Below are 19,457 nucleotides of genomic sequence, written 5' to 3' on the forward strand. Positions count from 1 at the left end.
GCCCGCAGGGCCTTCACCACCGCGAACTGTTCCTTCGGATCCATCATGAAATGCTCGTTGCTCGCATCGGTGTTGGTCATCGGGAAGTGGCTGGTGACGACACCTCCCTTTCCTCCGAGGATGCCGCAGACCTCCAGGGGGAAGCCGCTCCGGGCATGGGCAATGATCGCTTCCTGAATCTTCTCCGGTATCTGCACCATGTCAGTGCCCCAGGTCGCAGACGGTCATGGCGTCAACCTCGTCGCGCAAGGTGGTGACGGTCGGGTTCTCGCCGCAGATGGGGCATTTCGGGTTCTTCCTGATCCCTATCTCCCTGAAGCGCATCCTGAGCGCGCTGTAGGTGAGCAGGCGGCCGGTCAGCAGGTCCCCGGCGCCAAGGAGGAACTTGATGGCCTCGGTCGCCTGCAGCGTTCCGAGCACACCGGGGAGGACGCCGATCACTCCAGCTTGCGAGCAGGTCGGGATAGCTTCCTTGGGGGGCGGCTCCGGGAAGATGCAACGGTAGCAGGCAGACTCGCCCGGTTTGATGGTCATGGTCTGCCCGTCGAACTGAAGGATCCCGCCGTGGGAGTACGGCTTTCCGGCCAGGACGCAGGCGTCGTTGATGAGGAACTTGGCGGCGAAGTTGTCGGTCCCGTCGATGACGAAGTCGTAATCAGCCACCATCTCGGCAATGTTCTCTGCCGAAACCCAGGTCTCGTAGGTGATGACGTTGACGTCCGGGTTGATGGCCTGCATCTTCTCCTTGGCGGAGAGGACCTTGGACTTGCCGACGTCGCCGGTGAAATGGATCACCTGGCGCTGCAGGTTGGAGATGTCCACGTCGTCGGCGTCCGCTATGCCGATGGTCCCTACGCCCGCCGCGGCGAGGTAGAGGGCAATCGGGGAGCCCAGCCCGCCGGCGCCGATAATGAGCACCTTGCCGTTCAGCAGTTTCTTCTGCCCCTTCCCGCCCACTTCCTTGAGAAGGATGTGACGCGAGTAGCGGTTGATCTGTTCTTCGGTGAGCTTCACTTTGCCCCTCCGCCCATGAAGTAAAGGAATTCGACCGCATCGCCGTCCTTGACGAAGGCGCCCTCGAAGTCGCCGCGGTCGAGAATGTCGCCGTTCAACTCGACGGTTACATATTCACGCTGGGCAACCTGGAGGCTTTCCAGCAGGTCGACGATCGAGATGGGGTTGTCCTGGTCGATGGTGGCAGCTTTGCCGTTCACTGTAAGGTTCATTCTTTCACTCCCGCGTTAGTATCATAAATAGTAGAGAAATAACAGCTCAATGGTTAATGAGTAGCCGGAGCTAGAGGGCCTCCAGGGAGGCGGCGAAATCTTCCACGATGTCTTCGATGTCTTCGATCCCGACCGACACCCTCACCAGTTCCTCGGTCACTCCCATGAGAGCCTTGACCTCCGGCGTGTAGTCCGCACAGATGGTGCTGGCCGGGTGGATGACCAGGGTTTTGGTGTCGCCGATATTGGCCAGGTTCTTGGCGAGGCTCAGCCCGTTGATGGCCTTGAAGGCGCTCTCCCTGCTGGCGAGCCCGAAGGTAAGGAGACCGCCGAAGCGGCCGTTGAACTGGCGATTGGCGACCTCGTGGAAGGGCGAGTCCTGGAGTCCCGGATAGTTCACCCAGCTTACCTTGGGATGGTCGTTGAGGAAATGGGCCAGCGCCTTCGCATTTGAGCAGTGCCGCTCCATCCTCAAGGAAAGGGTCTCCAGGCCCTCGCCATGGAGGAAGGCGTTGAGGGGGGCCGCGCAGGCGCCGAAGTCCTTGTGGATCAGCTTCCTGGTCCGGGCGGTGAAGGCGAAGCTCCGGTACTTCTTGTAAAACTGCTCGAAGTGGGGGAACTTCTCGCTATTCCAGTTGAAGGTGCCGGAATCGATGATGGCGCCCCCGATGGAGTTGGCGGTGCCGTTGATGAACTTGCTGGTGGAGTGGACGATGATGTCCGCACCCAATTCCCTCACTCTCGCCAGGTAGGGAGTCGAGACTGTGGCATCGACCATCAGGGGAATGCCGTGTTTTTTAGCTATGGCGGAAAGAGCGGCGATATCGGGAATATCCATCCTGGGATTACCGATGGTCTCCACGAAGATGAGCCTCGTCGCATCGCTTATTCCCGCTTCCATGGCGGCGAGGTCGGTGGGGTCGACGAAGCGTGCACCGATTCCATAGTTGGACATGGTGTCCTTGAAGAGCGAGTAGGTGCCGCCGAAGACCGACGACGAGGAGAGGATCTCGTCGCCGCTTCTGACTATCGCCATTACCGAGGTGGTGATGGCAGCCATGCCCGAAGAGGTGACGATGGCCGCTATGCCATCCTCGACCGCAGCCAGCCTCTTCTCGAGGGCTTCCAGGGTGGGGTTCCCGATCCTGGTGTAGACCTGGCCCATGGCCCGGCCTCTGAAAATGTCTTCCAGTTCTTCAGCCGTACCGTAGGCGAAAGCCGATGCCTGAACGATCGGGGTCTTGGTGGCACCGGACGGCCCGGCTGTCGTTGCCCCATGAATGAGCTTGGTGTCGAATCTTAAACGTCTGGTGTTTTCTGCCACAACCCCTCCGAAACCGGCCCGGTGATCGGTCGGCCGGTTTTTCCCTGCCGTGAGGAAAGATCTCTGCAAAGTGCAGCTCTTCTGTCATGATTAGAAGTTCGCAGAGATTAGTTTTATAAAGCTTGTTTGTCAAGAAATAAAAGCACAATGTCGCACTTGGTTGGTGTAAAATTATGGATGGCGTTACGCAATGGTTTGGTCGGCTATTTTCAGGTGCGAAGTCTTGATTTCACAGCGCACGGTAGTGGGGCATAAAGTCCGATTGCTGCAGCTAGTTACACGGCGGTACCGGATCGCTCTGCCGGCGACGCGAAAATATTGTTGACAACCCTACAGGGCAATGGTAAAAGGTCAACCTACTTAATTGATGGAGTAATCCATGATCTCGAAGAAAACTAAATACGGCCTGAAGGCCCTCATCTACCTGGCTCGGGAATACGACAAAGGTCCGATCCTCATCGCCGATCTCGCCAGGGACGAAAGAATCCCCAAGAAGTTTCTGGAAGCCATCCTTCTGGCGCTGAAAAACAGCGGTATACTTCACAGCAAAAAAGGGAAGGGGGGGGGCTATTACCTGGGTCGGCATCCGAAGAACATCACCTTTGGCCAGGCCATCAGGGTCATGGAAGGCCCACTCGCCCCGGTTCCCTGTGTCAGCGAGACCTCTTACGCCACCTGCGGCGAGTGCGACAATGAGGCTACCTGCGGGATAAGGCTGGTTATGAAGGACGTCCGTGACGCCATCGCCGAGATTCTCGATGGCACCTCCCTGGCTGATGCTCTGGAAAGGATCGATCACGCCGAAGAGACCCAGAAGGGCGTGCTGAATTTCTGCATTTAAAAGCGCTGACTTAAGCGTTTTTTTATCTCTCATTAAACTACTTGTTCGATAGATTTTCACAACAGGAGGGGCGATATGAGCAAGAAATTGTTGGTAGCGGTTTTTGTTTCTGCGCTGGTCGTGTTGTCGTCTGTTGCGGCATTTGCCAAGGTCGAGCTGCTGAACGTCTCCTACGACCCCACCCGCGAATTCTATCAGGAGTACAACAGGGCCTTTGCACGGCAGTGGAAGCAAAGAACCGGGCAGGACGTGGTGGTCAAGCAGTCGCACGGCGGTTCCGGGAAGCAGGCGAGGGCGGTTATCGACGGGCTCACAGCCGATGTGGTAACGCTGGCGCTGGCCTACGACATAGACGAGATCTACAACAAGGCGAAGCTTGTCCCGCAGCAGTGGCAAAAGAGGCTGCCGGCCAATAGCGCTCCCTACACCTCCACCATCGTTTTCCTGGTTCGCAAAGGGAACCCCAAGAAGATCCGGGACTGGAACGATCTGGTCAGGCCAGGTGTCAAGGTCATCACCCCCAACCCCAAGACCTCAGGCGGAGCCCGCTGGAACTACCTGGCCGCATGGGCCTATGCCCTGAAGCAGAAGGGCGGGAGTGACGCCAAGGCCAAGGAGTTCGTGACCAGGCTTTTCCGGAATGTGCCGGTGCTCGACTCCGGAGCCCGCGGAGCGACCACCACCTTTGTGCAGCGGGGGCAGGGAGACGTGCTGATAGCTTGGGAGAACGAGGCCTTCCTGGCGGTGAATGAGCTCGGTAGGAACAAGTTTGAAATAGTCATCCCTTCCCTAAGCATCCTCGCAGAACCCCCGGTCTCGGTGGTTGACAAGGTGGTCGACAGGAAGGGAACCCGCAAGGTGGCGGAGGAGTACCTGAAATACCTCTATTCGCCAGAGGGGCAGGAGATCGCTGCCCGGCATTACTACCGGCCGCATGATAAGAACGTCGCGGCAAAGTATGCCAGACTCTTCCCGCAACTGAAACTGGTTACCATTGACGACACCTTCGGCGGCTGGGCCAAGGCCCAGAAGACCCACTTCTCGGACGGCGGCGTTTTCGACCAGATCTACGCCGGGGCAAGGTAAGCAATTGCTCCTCTCGATGGGGGGTAGGGAGAGTGTCGCCGAGGTAGCTGCCTCGGCGCGGTAAGGCAACGCTCTTCGAGGCGGGGGCGCCCCTCCTACCGGGTTTCAGAGGCCCAGACTGTTTATGCTATTGTTCCCCGTGCCCTTGCGGTCACGAAATTAGCGGCGGGGATGCAGGTGATTGAAAAGAGGAGTTTCAGCATGGCATCAGCTGGCAGCAAACACAGCGTTCTTCCCGGTTTCGGCCCCTCGCTCGGGTACACAATCTTCTATCTCAGCGTTATCGTGCTGATACCGCTCTCCGCGCTCTTCTTCAAAACGGCTTCCCTCAGTTGGGGCGACTTCACGGCCGCGGTCACCTCGCCGCGCGTGGTTGCTTCCTACCGGGTCACTTTCGGATCGGCCCTCCTGGCCGCGGCGGTCAACGGGGTCTTCGGGGTCCTGGTGGCCTGGGTGCTGGTGCGTTATCGCTTCCCCGGAAAGAAGCTGATCGACGCGCTGGTCGACCTTCCCTTTGCACTCCCCACCGCTGTCGCCGGCATCACCCTTGCCAGCGTCTACTCGTCGAACGGCTGGCTGGGAAGCTACCTCGAGCCGCGCGGCATCAAGGTTGCCTTCACCCCTTTAGGCATCATGGTAGCCATGATCTTCATCGGGCTCCCTTTCGTGGTCCGGACGGTCCAGCCGGTGCTTGAGGAACTGGACCACGAGATCGAAGAGGCCGCCTCCTGCCTTGGCGCGAACCGCCTGCAGACCTTTTGCCGGGTCATCTTTCCCATCATGCTTCCTGCGATACTGACCGGTTTTGCCTTATCCTTCGCCCGCGCCGTCGGCGAATACGGCTCGATCATCTTCATCGCGGGTAACATGCCGATGGTGTCGGAGATCACCCCGCTGCTTATCATCACCAAGCTGGAGCAGTACGATTATGCCGGTGCGACCGCGATAGCTACTGTCATGCTGATGGTTTCGTTTCTGCTGCTCCTCTCCATCAACCTGCTGCAGAAGTGGAGCAGACGGTTCTCGGGGTAGGCTCAAAGGCGTGAAGGGTGAAGGGTGAAGGCGTCGGTCGCAGCCGGGCCGGTGAAATGGATTTAAAGGAAAGAGTGAGGGGATAGCGTGCAAGTGTCGAAGGGGTTCAAGAAATCAAATAACAAAACCGGAGCGTCGCCTGTCTCGGAGCCTGCTTCCATTCGCTTCTTGCTGATCGGCATTGCGCTGGCCTTCCTGGCGCTCTTCCTGCTGCTGCCGCTGGCCGCCGTCTTCGTGCAGGCCCTCGACAAGGGGTGGGATGCTTACCTCGCCGCCCTGAAGGAGCCTGACACCCTCTCCGCCATCTGGCTCACCGTCGTCACCGCCGCCTGCTGCGTACCCCTGAACCTCTTCTTCGGGATCGTCGCCGCCTGGGCCATCGCCAAGTTCTCCTTCCCCGGGAAGAGCCTGCTGATTACGCTGATCGACCTGCCGTTCTCCGTCTCCCCGGTCGTCTCGGGTCTCATTTACGTCCTCATCTTCGGCCTCCAGGGATGGCTCGGACCGTGGCTGCAGGCCCACGACATCAAGATCATCTTCGCCATCCCCGGGATCATCCTCGCCACCATCTTCGTCACCTTTCCCTTCGTGGCGCGTGAGCTGATCCCGCTCATGGAGTCGCAGGGGCGCGACGAGGAGGAGGCTGCACTGACGCTGGGGGCCAGCGGGCTGCAGACCTTCTTGAGGGTGACCTTCCCCAACATCAAATGGGGCGTCCTCTACGGGGTCATCCTCTGTAACGCCAGGGCGATGGGCGAGTTCGGCGCCGTCTCCGTCGTTTCCGGCCATGTGCGCGGCTCTACCAACACCATCCCGCTCCAGGTCGAGATCCTCTACAACGAATACAACTACGCGGCGGCCTTTGCCGTCGCCTCACTCCTGGCCTTGCTGGCACTGGTAACCCTCGCCATCAAGACGGTGGCCGAGTGGAAGATCCATCAGAATCTCTCGGTCACGGAAATCGAAAGGTAGTCGAAATGAGCATTGATATTGAAAACGTAAGCAAGAATTTCGGCGCCTTCGCCGCCTTGAGCAATGTCGACCTTAAAGTCCCCTCCGGGGAACTGGTCGCCCTGCTCGGCCCCTCGGGCTCCGGGAAGACCACGCTGCTGCGCATCATTGCCGGCCTCGAGACACCAGACGGCGGCAGGCTCCTCTTCAACGGAGAGGAAGCGACCCAGCGCCATGTCAGGGATCGCCACGTCGGCTTCGTCTTCCAGCACTACGCCCTGTTCCGGCACATGACGGTGTTCGACAACATCGCCTTCGGGCTGACGGTGAAACCGAGGAAGTCCCGTCCCAGCAAAGAGGCGATCCGCGACAAGGTCAACACCCTGCTGAAGCTGATCCAGCTGGAGCAGCTCGCGGATCGTTACCCGGCCCAGCTCTCGGGGGGGCAGAGGCAGAGGGTGGCGCTGGCTCGCGCGCTGGCGGTCGAGCCCCAGGTGCTCCTCCTCGACGAGCCTTTTGGCGCCCTGGACGCCAAGGTGCGCCTCGAACTGCGCCGCTGGCTCAGGCGCCTGCACGACGAGATCCACGTGACCAGCGTCTTCGTCACCCACGACCAGGAGGAGGCTCTCGAGGTCGCGGACCGGATCGTGGTCATGAACGACGGCAAGATAGAGCAGCAGGGGACTCCCTCGGAGGTATACGACCGGCCGGCCACCCCCTTCGTCTTCGATTTCCTCGGCAACGTCAATCTCTTCAAGGGGCGGGTGCACGAGGGGGTGGCCCAGATGGAAGGGATCGAGGTTTCCGCTCCCGAGCATGCCGCCACCACCAATGTCCCGGCCATCGGTTACGTCCGTTCCCACGACATCGAGATTGAACGTGCTCCCGGAGTGTCGGGGGCCATCGCCGCCGAGGTGCAGTACATCCTGTCCGTGGGACCCCTGGTCAGGGTCGACCTCACCCTCTCCGGAAGCTCCGAATCGATCGAGGTGGATCTCCCGAGGGATGTGGCGGATCGGCTTAAACTGAGGGTCGGGGAGAGGGTCTTCGCCCGTCCCCGCAAGATGCATTTCTTCACCGAGGACTACCAGATCTAGCTTTACGGCTTATTGCACAGTTTATTGGTCAAGAATTGATAAAAAATAAGTTGACAGGTTTAGAGGATAAATATAAAAGATATCGTGAGCCAAAGCCGATAGACCAGATGAGGTTTTCGCTCCACCACAATTATTGCAACGACTTGAGATCCTCTCTCAACGGAAACCATAAGGTCACCACGTAACAGTGAAAGGAGTAATCGCTATGTCCCGCATCTATTTAGACAATTCCCAGTCCATCGGCAACACTCCGCTTGTCCGTCTTAACCACGTCACCAAGGGGGCAAAGGCTACTGTGCTCGCCAAGGTCGAGGGACGTAACGCCGCCTACTCCATCAAGGACCGGATCGGCGCCAACATGATCTGGGATGCGGAGGAGCGCGGCGTGTTGAAGCCGGGGATGGAAATCGTCGAGCCGACCAGCGGCAACACCGGGATCGCCCTGGCTTACGTGGCGGCGGCGCGCGGTTACAAGCTGACCCTGACCATGCCGGAGACCATGAGCATCGAGCGTCGCCGCGTGCTGGCGGCACTGGGGGCGAACCTCATCCTGACACCGGGTTCAGCCGGGATGAAGGGCGCGGTCTCCAAGGCCGAGGAGATGGCCGCCTCGGATCCCAACAAATACTTCCTGCCGCAGCAGTTCAAGAATGCCGCCAACCCCGCGATTCATGAAAGAACGACCGGCCCGGAAATCTGGGACGATACCGACGGCGCGGTTGACGTGGTGGTAGCCGGCGTCGGCACCGGCGGCACCATCACCGGCATCTCCCGCTACATCAAGAACGCCAAGGGGAAGCAGATCATCTCGGTGGCCGTGGAGCCGAAGGAGAGCCCGGTCATCTCCCAGAAACTGGCGGGACAGGAACTGAAACCCGGCCCCCACAAGATCCAGGGAATCGGCGCAGGCTTCATCCCCGAGACCCTCGACCTCTCCATCGTGGACCGAGTCGAGCAGGTGGACAGCAACGAGGCGCTGGAATTTGCCCGTCGTCTCACCAAGGAAGAGGGGCTCCTGGTAGGGATTTCCTCCGGCGCAGCCGTCGCTGCCGCCGTCCGGCTGGCCAACCTTCCGGAGTTCGCCGGCAAGAACATCGTCGTCATCCTCCCCGACCTCGCCGAGCGCTATCTCTCCACCGCGCTCTTCGAAGAAGCCTAATACCTTCCCGTTCAAGTTGAACGAAAGAAAGCCCCGGGTAATTTCCGGGGCTTTCCCTGTATAAGCATCGGTGGGTATATCAAAAAGGGGCGACCTCAACGGTCGCCCCTTTGAAATTGGCAAGCCGTAACCGGAATCTTCATGTGAAATTAGATTAGAAAACGCTGTTATTTTTGAACATTAAGTCAGTAATGACAGTGGCTTACACCGAAATTCGGCGCGCCGAAGTTGGCTTGATTTTAATCTTCAGGGGGAAACTTCTTTTCCCGACTTCGACAAAAGCTTGTTTGAGCGTTGAACCAAAGCGAAGAAGGAGGTCGGGACTGGCTGGAGGGCGGGAGAGGGGCGTCGACGAGAGAGGAATTGCATTGCCGCTTTGATTTTGATAACATACGCGGCGGTTCTATTTACATTTCCATCTCGATGAGGTGACATTGAAATCCGGACGCTACTTGCTAGCTCTGCTGTCGTGTCTTTGCCTGGTATGCCCCACTCTGGCATTCGCCGCCCAAGCCGGGGTCCCCGTGCACACCCTCGAGGGCCTGGTCGTCGGCGTCTCCGAGGGCGACAGCATAACGGTCAATTCCTTCGGCACCGAAATACACGTCAGGCTCTACGGAGTGGCAGCGCCTCAAACCGCGAAGATAGACAAGCTGACCGGCTGGTACAAGCAGGGGCAACCTTACGGAGAGGAGGCATTCAGGGCGCTATCCACCAAGGTACTGCACCAGCAGGTCAGGGTGGAGATCCGCAGGACGCTCCTCGCAAAGCAGGACCCGCAGCAAGTAGCTGTCGCCGTCGTCTATCTCGAGGGCCGCAACATCAACATGGAGATGTTGGCCGAAGGATGGGCCTGGGCCTACAAAAGGTTCATGAACCGGACGGATTATGCCCACTACGCCGGTGCCGAAAGGGTGGCGCGAGTCAGGAAAAACGGCCTGTGGTTTCAGGACAATCCCCAGCCCCCCTGGGAGTTCAGGCCGGAGCTCAAGGTAAAGACCAGGATCGGTGGCCGGTCAGATTGACGGCAACCTGCTAACCTCCCAACGCACATGCCGATACCACACACAGCGGCATTTGATCCCCTTCGAGCAATGGCGGGGAGCCCCAACACCATCCGAAGGAATTCGACACCTTAGCATGACAGACCCCGTCCTGCCACCACCTTTTCCTCCCGGCGTGTCCCAATATGTAACAACCCTCGCGCTCCACAATGGAGCGTTTGTTGCAAAATGTAACACAAGTGGCAGGCGGTTTTCCCCATCCCACCCCTAACACCGCTTCATTTTTGCCAGCACCTAAAAAATCGTCTCATTTCAGTGTATTCAAAGCATTACGTATACGGTGATCGTTTTTGCCTTAATGAGACATGCCGCCGGGGCCCCCTTTTGGTACCGATCTTGCCATAGGTTACCGGCAACACTAGCCATTGGTTCTCCACATACCCGTCAGGAGCTGTCATGGATATCAGCAAGTTCGTCGCCCCGGAAATCATCTTCGGCCGTGGTTCCCTCAGCCAGATCGGAGAAAGCGTGCTCCGTCTCGGCGTCTCCAGGGTCTTTCTGGTCAGCGACCGTGACGTCATCTCCTCGGGGTGGGTCGACCTCGCCGTCGACTATCTCAAGGCCGCCGGCCTCGATACGGTGATCTTCTCCAGCCTCACCACCAATCCCAAGGACCGGGAGGTCTCGGAAGGAACGGCGAAATACCTGGCGTCTGGCTGTGACGGCATCGTTTCTGTCGGGGGGGGGAGCCCCACCGACGTGGCCAAGGCGATCGCCATCCTGGCCTCCAACGGGGGAAGACTGCGGGACTACGAAGGGATCAACAAGATCGTCACCCCGCTGCCGCCCATGGTGATTGTCCCGACCACTGCCGGCGCCGGCTCCGAGGTCAGCCAGTTCGCCATCATCGTCGACACCGTCAGAATGCTGAAGATGTCCATCATCTCCCGCTCGCTGATCCCCGATATCGCCATCGTCGACCCCGAACTCCTCAAGACCAAGAACGCCACGCTCGCCGCGGCCACCGGCATCGACGCGCTGACCCACGGCATCGAGTCCTACGTTTCCCTGGCCGCGACACCCCTTACCGAAATCCACTCCCTCAAGGCCATCTCGCTCATCTCGCAGAACATCCGCACCGCGGTACGCGACCGCAGCGACATGGAGGCCAACACCAACATGGCCATGGCCAGCCTGACCGCCGGACTCGCCTTCTCCAACGCCATCCTCGGAGCCGCCCACGCCATGACCCACCAGGTCGACGGCCTGCTCGACCAGCACCACGGCGAGACCAACGCCTCGATTCTCCCGCACGTGATGCGCTTCAACCTGGAGGTCTGCCCCGAGAGGTTCAGGGACATCGCCATAGCCATGGGAGAGGATGTCGCCGGTCTCGAGCTGATGGACGCCGCCGCCCGCTCCATCGATGCCGTCAACCGCCTGATCGTGGACATCGGGCTGGCCAAGGGGCTGGGGCAGCGTGGGCTGGGGGAGGAATTCATCCCCCTCTTGAGCGAGAACGCCACCAAGGACGCCTGCCTGGTCACCAACCCGCGCAGGGCCACCCGCGAGGATATCGAGGCCATTTTCCGCAATGCCATGTAGCCCGCAGCAGGAAGTCATCGTGAAGAACAGGGGCAAGCTGCTGGAGCAGCTGACAGGGGTCGATTCCTCCAAGCTCAACTACTACGTGGAGCTCAAGAAGCGCAGCCAGGAGGTGCTGATCCAGAACAGCCGCCTGGAGATCCTGCAGCAGCTCACCCGCGACATCAACATCGACATGTCCATCGGCGACATCATCGAGCGTGCCTTCAAGAAGCTCCCGGAGGCGCTCCCCTGCGATTTCCTCGGGCTGGCCAAGCTGCAAAAGGGGAAGCTCAAGCTCTTCGCCATGGCGCCCAAGGGCTACTTCCCGGCGGGATGCGTCCCGAAGGACTCGCTGCTGTGGAAGATCCTGCAGCAGGAGATCGCGACCAGCTATTGTCCCACCGACGATCCCCTCTGCTTCACCCGCTCGGGAGAAACAGACCTCCCCACCCTCCGCTCCCTGGCAGTCGCACCTCTTTTCGAGCGCTCCAACGTGACCGGACTCCTCCTCCTCGGGAGCAAGCTCGAGGCCTCCTATGCCCGCGCCGAGCTCAACTTCGTCCAGCACCTGGCGGATCAGCTCGCCATCAGCATGCACAACGCCGCGCTCTACAAGCAGGTCTCGCGCGCCAAGAAGGAATGGGAGGCGACCTTCAGGGCGGTGACCGACCCGATCCTGCTGATCGATACCGACTACAACGTGCTCCTCCATAACGACCGGCTCTCCCCGGAGATGAGCGCACTCTGGAGCAGGGCCACCAGCAACAAGTGCTTCGCCAAGTTGCAGGGGCTGCAGGAGCCCTGTCCGAACTGCCCCCTCGAAGAGATCAAAAATACCGGCAACCCAGCCTTCCAGCAGTGGCGCACCGAAAACGGCACTTTCGACCTTTCCTACTATCCGGTCTTCAACGAGGAGAAGCAGCTCGCGGCGGTGACCATCATCATGAAGGACGTCACCAACAAGCTCAAGATGGAAGCGCAGCTGGTGCACTCCGCCAAGATGGTGGCCCTGGGGGTCATGGCGGCCGGGGTGGCGCACGAGCTGAACAGCCCGATGACCGTCATCATCGGGACCGCCCAGATGCTGGCCAGGGATCTCCAGCAGCAGGACGACCAGGACGGGGCGGCGGCCTTGGGGGATATCATCAACTGCGGGCTGCGCTGCAAGAGGATCATCCAGAACCTGCTGACCTTCTCGCGGCAGGACCAGGCCCCGCAGGCCGCCATCGACCTGAACGCCGAGGCCAGGCGGGTTCTGGGCATGATCCAGTACCAGATCAACCGCAACCAGATCGCCATCGTGGAGGACTTCGACGCCGGCCTGCCGCGCCTGAACGCGAACGGTCCCCAGATCCAGCAGGTGCTGACCAACTTCCTGATCAACGCCCGGGACGCGCTGGCCGAGGTGGAGCGCGGGGAGAAGGTGATCAAGGTCTCCACCGCGGTGCTCGTGGAGGAGACAAAACGCTGGGCGGTGCTGAGCGTCCTTGACAACGGGAGCGGAATCTCGCCGGAGAACCTGTCCAAGATATTCACCCCCTTCTACACCAGCAAGGAAGCGAGCAAAGGGACGGGCCTCGGCCTCTCGGTCAGCCTGGGGATTGCCGAGTCACACAACGGGCGCATTGAAGTGGACAGCAGGCTGGGGGAGGGGAGCTGCTTCAAACTCCTCCTCCCGATAACAGAGTCTGCTGCAGAGCACGATTCAGGAGAAGTACTGTGACAGATTCCAAAGTTCGGGTGCTGGTCATCGACGACGAAGCCGACGTCTGTACCTTTTTCAAGCGCCTACTGAGCCGCAAAGGGTACACGGTCATCACCGCTGCCAACAAGCCGGAGGCCCTGGCGGCGCTCTCCGGCGGCAACTTCAACGTCGCGCTGGTGGACCTGAAGCTTCCGGACACGGACGGCATCACCCTGCTGGAGCTGATCAAGTCGCGGCAGCCCTGCTGCGAGGTCGTGATCATGACCGGGTATTCCACCGTGAAGACGGCGGTCACGGCCATGCAGCTCGGGGCCTACGAGTACCTGGAAAAGCCCTTCGACAACATCGACGAGATAGAGAGTCTGGTGGAGAGGGCTGCCGGCTCCGGCGCCAAGAACCTCAAGGGTGACGGTTCGGCAGAGGATTGGGCCGAGGTGGCACAGGGGGTCGGCTTCCGGGTCGGCGTCTCGGGAAACATGAAGCGGATGGTTTCCCTGGCGTACAAGGTGGCGGGCAAGGACATCAGCGTGCTGATCCAGGGGAAGACCGGGACCGGCAAGGAGGTCCTCTCGCGTTTCATCCACGCGGCCTCCGCGCGCTCCGGCCAGCCCTTCATCCCGGTCAACTGCGGGGCTCTGCCGGAGAACCTCCTGGAGAGCGAGCTCTTCGGCCACGAGCGCGGCGCCTTCACCGGCGCCAACCAGACCCGCCGCGGCATCTTCGAGTTGGCGAACCACGGCACCCTGCTCTTGGACGAGATAGGGGACGCCACCCCGCAGATCCAGGTGAAGCTGTTGCGGGTGCTGGAGACCGGCGAGTTCATGAGGGTAGGGGGGGAGCGGCCGATCAGGACCGACGTCAGGGTGCTTGCGGCGACCAACGTCGATCTGGAGGAGGCGATCAGGGAGAAGACCTTCCGGGAGGACCTCTACTACCGCCTCAACGTGGTGCGGCTGGAGATCCCGCCCCTCAGGGAGCGCAACGAGGACATCCCGCTACTGGCCGAGCACTTCGTCCGGCAGCTGAACAAGAACCTGCGGCTCTCTCCCGCCACCCTGCGGCTGATGCAGGAGTACGCCTGGCCCGGAAACATCCGGGAGCTGGCCAACGTCATGCGGCGGGCGGTGGTGATCTGCAACGGCGACACCATCATGCCGGAACACTTGGGCGGCACCTTTCTGGCCGGTCCGTCAGCGCGCGACAGGCGGGGAACGGGGGGCAGCCAGGACCATAAACACTCCCCCGCCGAGTTGCTGACCGAGCTCGGTAAGAGCGAGAGGCTGGACGAGATGGCGGATCAGGAACTGGCCCGCTTGCTCGAGGCGCTGCGCGAGGCGCAGTGTGGCGTGGTGGGTGCCATGCGCAGGAAGGGGATTGCACCGCCGCTCCATGCCCTGAAGGACGCCGAGTCGGAGACCATCCGGGAGGCCCTGGCCCAGCACGACGGCAACATCACCGAAGCCGCCAGGACACTCGGCATCGCCCGCAACACGCTTTACCGCAAGATGAAGGAGTTCGAGCTGCAGTAGCACCCGCAGTTCTCGGAGCCTCGATACCTCGCAACCACCCGCAGCTGTCGACACCTCCTGCCTCGTTCAGTTCCCCCCCCGGCGCCCCCTGCCGTCTCACGCGCGAGGACGGTTGCCCAGGCGTCCCCCCCTTGTCAAAGGGGGGACAGGGGGGATTTGGCCTGCGATCCGCCCCCTTTTTCACCGATCCCATTGCTTCTCCCCGCCATGATATAATGAGGCAGATTCGGTCCCGTTCTGAAGAGAAGGGCTGCGGCGCAGGCCCAGCCTATGGATAAGGACGATTATCATGAACAGCCCGCGGGCGAGGGATAATCCTCCCGGCAACATTCTGATCGTGGAAGACAGCCAGACCCAGGCGGAGTTGTTGGAACGCCTCCTCCTCGATGAAGGCTATTCGGTGACGGTGGCCAGAAACGGGCGGGAGGGTTTGTCGAAGGCCGGAGATCTGATGCCGGACCTGGTGGTCAGCGATATCGTGATGCCGGAGATGACCGGGTTCGAGCTCTGCCGTGCCATCAAGAACGACCGCCGCCTGCAGTCCATCCCCGTCATCCTGCTGACCTCCCTCAACGATCCCAAGGACGTGATCAGGGGGCTGGAGTGCCGGGCCGACAACTTCCTCACCAAGCCCTACGACGAAAAGTACCTGCTGATGCGCATCAGGCAGATTCTCCTCAGCCGTCACCGGCCCCAAAACGACGACGATGACGGCGGAACGGTGGTCTTCTTCGCCGGGGACCAATACCACATCAAAGCCGATCGCAAGCAGATCCTCTCCCTCCTCCTTTCCACCTACGAGACCGCGGTCCAGAAAAACAGCGAGCTTCTCAACATCCAGAGCTCGCTCAGCGAGCTCAATGAGCAGCTCGAAGAGCGGGTCGAGGCCCGCACCGCTTCACTGCTGCAGGAGGTAGAGGAGAGGAAGCGCGCCGAAGCGACGCTGAGCGAAGTGACCCAGCGGCTGCAGCTCGCCACCGCCTCGGCGCACCTGGCCATCTGGGACTGGGCCCTTCCCGGTCATCGCCTGATCTGGGATGAGCGCATGTACGACATCTACGGCCTCCCCAACGGCCAGGAAGTGACCGTCGAGGAGTGGGAAAAACTGGTTCACCCTGACGACAGGGAAAGGGTGATGGCCCTCGTTGATGCCGCGCTCAAGAAGGAGAATGAATATGCCTTCGAGCACCGCGTGGTCCAGCCGGACGGCACGGTGAAGCACGTCAGGACGAACGGCCTGGTGGTCAGGGACGCCGACGGGAATGCCGTCAGGACCATCGTTGTCCACCAGGACGTCTCGGCGCAGAAGGCCCTGGAAGAGCAGCTGCGCCAGGCCCAGAAGATGGAGGCCATCGGCCAGTTCGCCGGGGGGATCGCCCACGACTTCAACAACATCCTCACCGCCATCGTCGGCTTCGCCAGCATGACGCTGCTGAAGATGCGGGAAGACGACCCGTTGCGTCCCAATATCGACCAGGTCCTCTCGGCCGCCGACCGTGCCGCCGGGCTCACCCAGAGCCTCCTCACCTTCAGCAGGAAGCAGGTCCTGAACCTGCGCGCGGTCAGCCTCAACGACATCATCCGGAAGGTCGACAAGTTCCTCGGCAGGATCATCGGCGAGGACATCAAGCTGCAGATGATCTTCAAGCAGGAGGAGCTGATGGTCTACGCCGACAGCGGACAGATCGAGCAGATCCTGCTGAACCTGGCCACCAACGTCAGGGACGCGATGCCGCAGGGAGGAGTATTCTCGATCGTCACCGAGCGGGTGGAGATCGACCAGGAGTACATCGACTTCTACGGCAACGGCATTCCCGGTACCTACGCCCGGATGGCGGTCTCCGACAACGGCGTCGGGATGGACGAGGAGGTCAGGAAGAGGATCTTCGAGCCGTTCTTCACCACCAAGGAGGTGGGGAAGGGGACCGGACTCGGGCTCTCCATCGTCTACGGCATCGTCAAGCAGCACAACGGCTTCATCAACGTCTACAGCGAGCCGGGCAGGGGGACCACCTTCAGCATCTATATCCCGCTGGCCAAAGGGGAGCAGTTGGTCAGGTTCGAGCAGCCGGCGGCGCAGTACCCGCTGGGCGGGTCGGAAACCATTCTCCTGGCCGAGGACGACGCCGTGGTCCGCGAACTCTCCCGGACCGTGCTGACGGACTTCGGCTACCAGGTGATTCAGGCCGCAAACGGGGAAGAGGCGGTGCAGAAGTTCCTGGAGAACCGGGACCAGGTGCAGCTCCTCCTCTTCGATATCGTCATGCCCCGGAAGAACGGCAAGGAGGCCTATGACGAGATCAGGACGATCCGGCCGGACGCGAAGGCTCTCTTCTTGAGCGGCTACCCGGCCGAGGTCATCAGTAACACGGGCCTTCTGGATGAGGGGGCCAAGCTTATCCTGAAGCCGGTCCATCCCCAGGATCTCCTGAGACGCATCAGGGAGGAACTGGACAAGGGGCCGTCGGCCGGCAAGGAGTAACGGGAAGTGGCCGCCAAGCTACCCGACATCACGCTGTCCAACCTGAGCGCCTTCCTGGCGAAGGAGATCGGTCTCCTTTTCCCGAGGGAGCGCTGGAGAGATCTCGAGGCCGGCGTGGTCTCGGCGGCACGCCAGCTTGGACACCGGGACGTTCAGGATTTCATCCGCTGGCTCACGTCCGCCCCCCTGACCCGCCACCAGATCGAGGAGCTGGCCGGCTTTCTCACCGTCGGCGAGACCTACTTCTTCCGGGACCCCCGGACCCTCGAGGTCCTGGAGAGCGAGATCCTCCCCTCGGTCTTGCGGGCGCGCAGAGGGAAGGACCGGAGCCTCAGGATCTGGAGCGCCGGCTGCTCCACCGGTGAGGAGCCCTACACCCTGGCTATCCTGCTGCACCGCCTCCTCCCTGACATCCGGCATTGGAAGATCACCATCCTGGCTACCGATATCAATGCCGCCTCCCTCAGAAAGGGCATACAAGGGAGCTACGGCACGTGGTCCTTCCGGGCAACCCCTTCCTGGTTCAAGAGCAATTACTTCAACGCCGAAGCCGACGGAAGCCTCCGGGTGGTCGATCACATCCGGCAGATGGTTTCCTTCGAGTACCTCAACCTGGCCGAGGACAGCTATCCTTCCCTCCCCACCAACACCAATGCCATGGACCTGATCTTTTGCCGCAACGTGCTCATGTACTTCTGTGCGGACATGGCGCGCACGGTGATCGACAAGCTGCAGAGGAGCCTGGCGGAGCGGGGGTGGCTGATCCTGGGACCGGCGGAGAGCGCGCCGCGAGATCTCGCCCTGCTGGAAGCGATGAGCATCGGTGGAGTGATCTGTTACCGCAAGAGAGGAGGCGAAGAGGAGTCAAGGGCGCGAGCGGCTGCTGCCGTCGAGGAGGGGGGGACAGAGGTCTCTCCCGGAGCGGCCACGCAGGCAGCGGCCACGCATTTCCGGCAGGCTGCGCGGCCTCCGCTGGCACCCGGGGAGCGGGAGCCTGGGGAGGCTGTGGCGTCATATCCCGCCGCTGCCATGCTCTACCGACAGGGTCTGTATCCGCAGGCGGCGGCCATGTTGCAGGAGCTTCACGACAGGGGCGAACTCCCTGCCGAGGCGGTGACCCTGCTGATCAGGTCCCAGGCCAACCGTGGGAAGCTGCCGGACGCCCTGGCAGTCTGCGAGGAGGCCTTGAAGGAGAGAAAACTGGACCCCGCCCTCCACTACCTGCGGGCCGAGATCCTGCAGGAACAGGGGAAGGGGGAGCAGGCGCAGCTCTCCCTGCAGCGGGCCCTCTACCTCGACCCGAAGCAGGTCCTGGCACATTTCGCCCTCGGTAACCTGACCCTTTGGACCGGCAACGCGGACCGGGCCTGCAAGCACTTTAGCAACGCCCTGGCCCTCCTCGACCACCTGGACACGGAAACCATCGTCCCCGGTTCTGAAGGGATGACCGCCGGCAGGCTCAGGGAAATCATCGTCTCGATGACCGTCTGTGCCGAACGGGGGGAGGGGCGAAGGGCATGAACGGGCGCCTCCTCATCATGCAGTTGGACCACCAGCGTTACGCGCTTCACCTTTCTGAGGTGGTACGGGTGGTGCGCATGGTGGAGGTGACGGCGATCCCGAAAGCTGGGCCGGCAGTGCTGGGCGTGGTCAACGTCCAGGGGGAGGTCCTCCCGGTGATCGACCTGCGCCGGTGTTTCGGTCACCCGCCGCGCCCGGTGGAGCCGCAGGACGTGCTGGTCATCGTGCAGACCGGCAAGAGCCGGCTGGCCCTGGCGGCCGACGCGGTCGACGGGGTGATCGAACATGATGAAGGAGCTGTCGGGTGGGACCGGGAGACCCTCTGGCAGTCCGAACTCCTGGAAGGGGTGGTGAAGCTCCCCGGAGGGCTGGTCATGGTCTGCAACCTCGGGAAGATCGGGACCTCTTGTGGTGAGGCAGGATCCGGCGGGATAGCGGGCCGGGAGGGCGGGAGTGCCGGGTGGAACGCCCGGACGACGGAAAGTGGCGGCGAGCAGGTTGCCCCCGGACGGCTGAAGATCCTCCGGGAGCGGGCACAAAAGCTTGCCAGGGCGCAGGCGGCGGAGGATGGAGCCAGGCATCTCGAGATCGTCGAATTCACCCTTTCCGGCGAGGAGTACGCCATCGAGTCCTGCTTCATCCGCGAGGTCTATCCCCTGAAGGAGCTGACGCCGTTACCGTGTACCCCCCCCTTCGTGCTGGGGATCGTGAACCTGCGCGGGAAGATCCTTTCCGTGATCGACATCCGCACGTTCTTCCAGCTCCCCGAGAAGGGGGTGTCGGAGCACAACAAGGTCATCATCCTGGAAGGCGGCAAGATGGAGTTCGGCATACTGGCCGATGCCATCGTCGGGGTCGGCACCATCGATGCCGGAGAGCTTCAGCCGTCGCTGCCGACGCTGACCGAGATCAG

17 protein-coding genes are annotated in these 19,457 nt (G+C 61.4%); 13 read left to right on the forward strand and 4 right to left on the reverse strand.

The window, feature by feature from the left end; genetic code table 11:
- The 4 genes from AC11W3_RS03895 to AC11W3_RS03910 all read right to left on the reverse strand — a co-directional run.
- On the reverse strand, positions 1-200 hold a 200-nt coding region (locus AC11W3_RS03895; protein ID WP_484092524.1), incomplete at its 3' end, for a M67 family metallopeptidase.
- 1 nt (position 201) lies between these two features.
- Positions 202-1,014, reverse strand: coding sequence for a HesA/MoeB/ThiF family protein (locus AC11W3_RS03900; protein WP_484092525.1), 813 nt, complete (start codon positions 1,012-1,014; stop codon positions 202-204).
- Entirely contained in the window at positions 1,011-1,226 is a 216-nt protein-coding gene (gene thiS, locus AC11W3_RS03905) for a sulfur carrier protein ThiS (protein ID WP_484092526.1), read from the reverse strand. Before thiS ends, AC11W3_RS03900 begins: the two co-directional genes overlap by 4 nt.
- A 70-nt stretch (positions 1,227-1,296) precedes the next feature.
- Positions 1,297-2,550: an O-acetylhomoserine aminocarboxypropyltransferase/cysteine synthase family protein gene (locus AC11W3_RS03910; RefSeq protein ID WP_484092527.1), complete on the reverse strand. Its 1,254-nt coding sequence runs from the start codon at positions 2,548-2,550 to the stop codon at positions 1,297-1,299.
- A gap of 379 nt (positions 2,551-2,929) precedes the next feature.
- On the opposite strand from AC11W3_RS03910, the gene AC11W3_RS03915 reads away from it, so the two are divergent.
- From AC11W3_RS03915 to AC11W3_RS03975, 13 genes are all read left to right on the forward strand, one after another.
- Positions 2,930-3,391 (forward strand): RrF2 family transcriptional regulator, encoded by a 462-nt coding sequence (locus AC11W3_RS03915; RefSeq protein ID WP_484090821.1) that lies wholly within the window; start codon positions 2,930-2,932, stop codon positions 3,389-3,391.
- A 75-nt stretch (positions 3,392-3,466) separates the two neighbouring features.
- Entirely contained in the window at positions 3,467-4,477 is a 1,011-nt protein-coding gene (locus AC11W3_RS03920; protein ID WP_484090820.1) for a sulfate ABC transporter substrate-binding protein, read from the forward strand.
- Positions 4,478-4,678: 201 nt separating this feature from the next.
- The gene (cysT, locus tag AC11W3_RS03925) at positions 4,679-5,509 is read left to right on the forward strand and encodes a sulfate ABC transporter permease subunit CysT (protein ID WP_484090819.1); all 831 of its coding nucleotides are present in this window, start codon (positions 4,679-4,681) and stop codon (positions 5,507-5,509) included.
- Positions 5,510-5,596: 87 nt separating this feature from the next.
- Positions 5,597-6,481, forward strand: coding sequence for a sulfate ABC transporter permease subunit CysW (gene cysW, locus AC11W3_RS03930; protein WP_484090818.1), 885 nt, complete (start codon positions 5,597-5,599; stop codon positions 6,479-6,481).
- 5 nt (positions 6,482-6,486) lie between these two features.
- On the forward strand, positions 6,487-7,557 hold the full coding sequence (locus AC11W3_RS03935; protein WP_484090817.1) for a sulfate/molybdate ABC transporter ATP-binding protein: 1,071 nt from the start codon (positions 6,487-6,489) through the stop codon (positions 7,555-7,557).
- A 205-nt stretch (positions 7,558-7,762) separates the two neighbouring features.
- Complete coding sequence (gene cysK, locus AC11W3_RS03940; RefSeq protein WP_484090816.1) at positions 7,763-8,716, forward strand: cysteine synthase A; 954 nt, start codon at positions 7,763-7,765, stop codon at positions 8,714-8,716.
- 452 nt (positions 8,717-9,168) lie between these two features.
- Positions 9,169-9,741 (forward strand): thermonuclease family protein, encoded by a 573-nt coding sequence (locus tag AC11W3_RS03945; RefSeq protein WP_484092528.1) that lies wholly within the window; start codon positions 9,169-9,171, stop codon positions 9,739-9,741.
- 435 nt (positions 9,742-10,176) lie between these two features.
- Entirely contained in the window at positions 10,177-11,325 is a 1,149-nt protein-coding gene (locus tag AC11W3_RS03950; protein ID WP_484092529.1) for an iron-containing alcohol dehydrogenase, read from the forward strand.
- 19 nt (positions 11,326-11,344) lie between these two features.
- Positions 11,345-13,030, forward strand: coding sequence for a GAF domain-containing sensor histidine kinase (locus AC11W3_RS03955; protein ID WP_484092530.1), 1,686 nt, complete (start codon positions 11,345-11,347; stop codon positions 13,028-13,030).
- Positions 13,027-14,541, forward strand: coding sequence for a sigma-54-dependent transcriptional regulator (locus AC11W3_RS03960; protein WP_484092531.1), 1,515 nt, complete (start codon positions 13,027-13,029; stop codon positions 14,539-14,541). Before AC11W3_RS03955 ends, AC11W3_RS03960 begins: the two co-directional genes overlap by 4 nt.
- Positions 14,542-14,830: 289 nt before the next feature.
- On the forward strand, positions 14,831-17,023 hold the full coding sequence (locus AC11W3_RS03965; RefSeq protein ID WP_484092532.1) for a response regulator: 2,193 nt from the start codon (positions 14,831-14,833) through the stop codon (positions 17,021-17,023).
- A 6-nt stretch (positions 17,024-17,029) separates the two neighbouring features.
- Positions 17,030-18,544 carry a CheR family methyltransferase gene (locus tag AC11W3_RS03970; protein ID WP_484092533.1) on the forward strand — a complete coding sequence of 505 codons (1,515 nt, stop codon included), beginning with the start codon at positions 17,030-17,032 and terminating at the stop codon, positions 18,542-18,544.
- Positions 18,541-19,457, forward strand: a 917-nt coding sequence (locus AC11W3_RS03975) for a chemotaxis protein CheW (RefSeq protein ID WP_484092534.1), incomplete at its 3' end; no start/stop codon positions are given. The genes AC11W3_RS03970 and AC11W3_RS03975, both read left to right, overlap by 4 nt.

This window comes from Geomonas sp., from assembly GCF_056994735.1.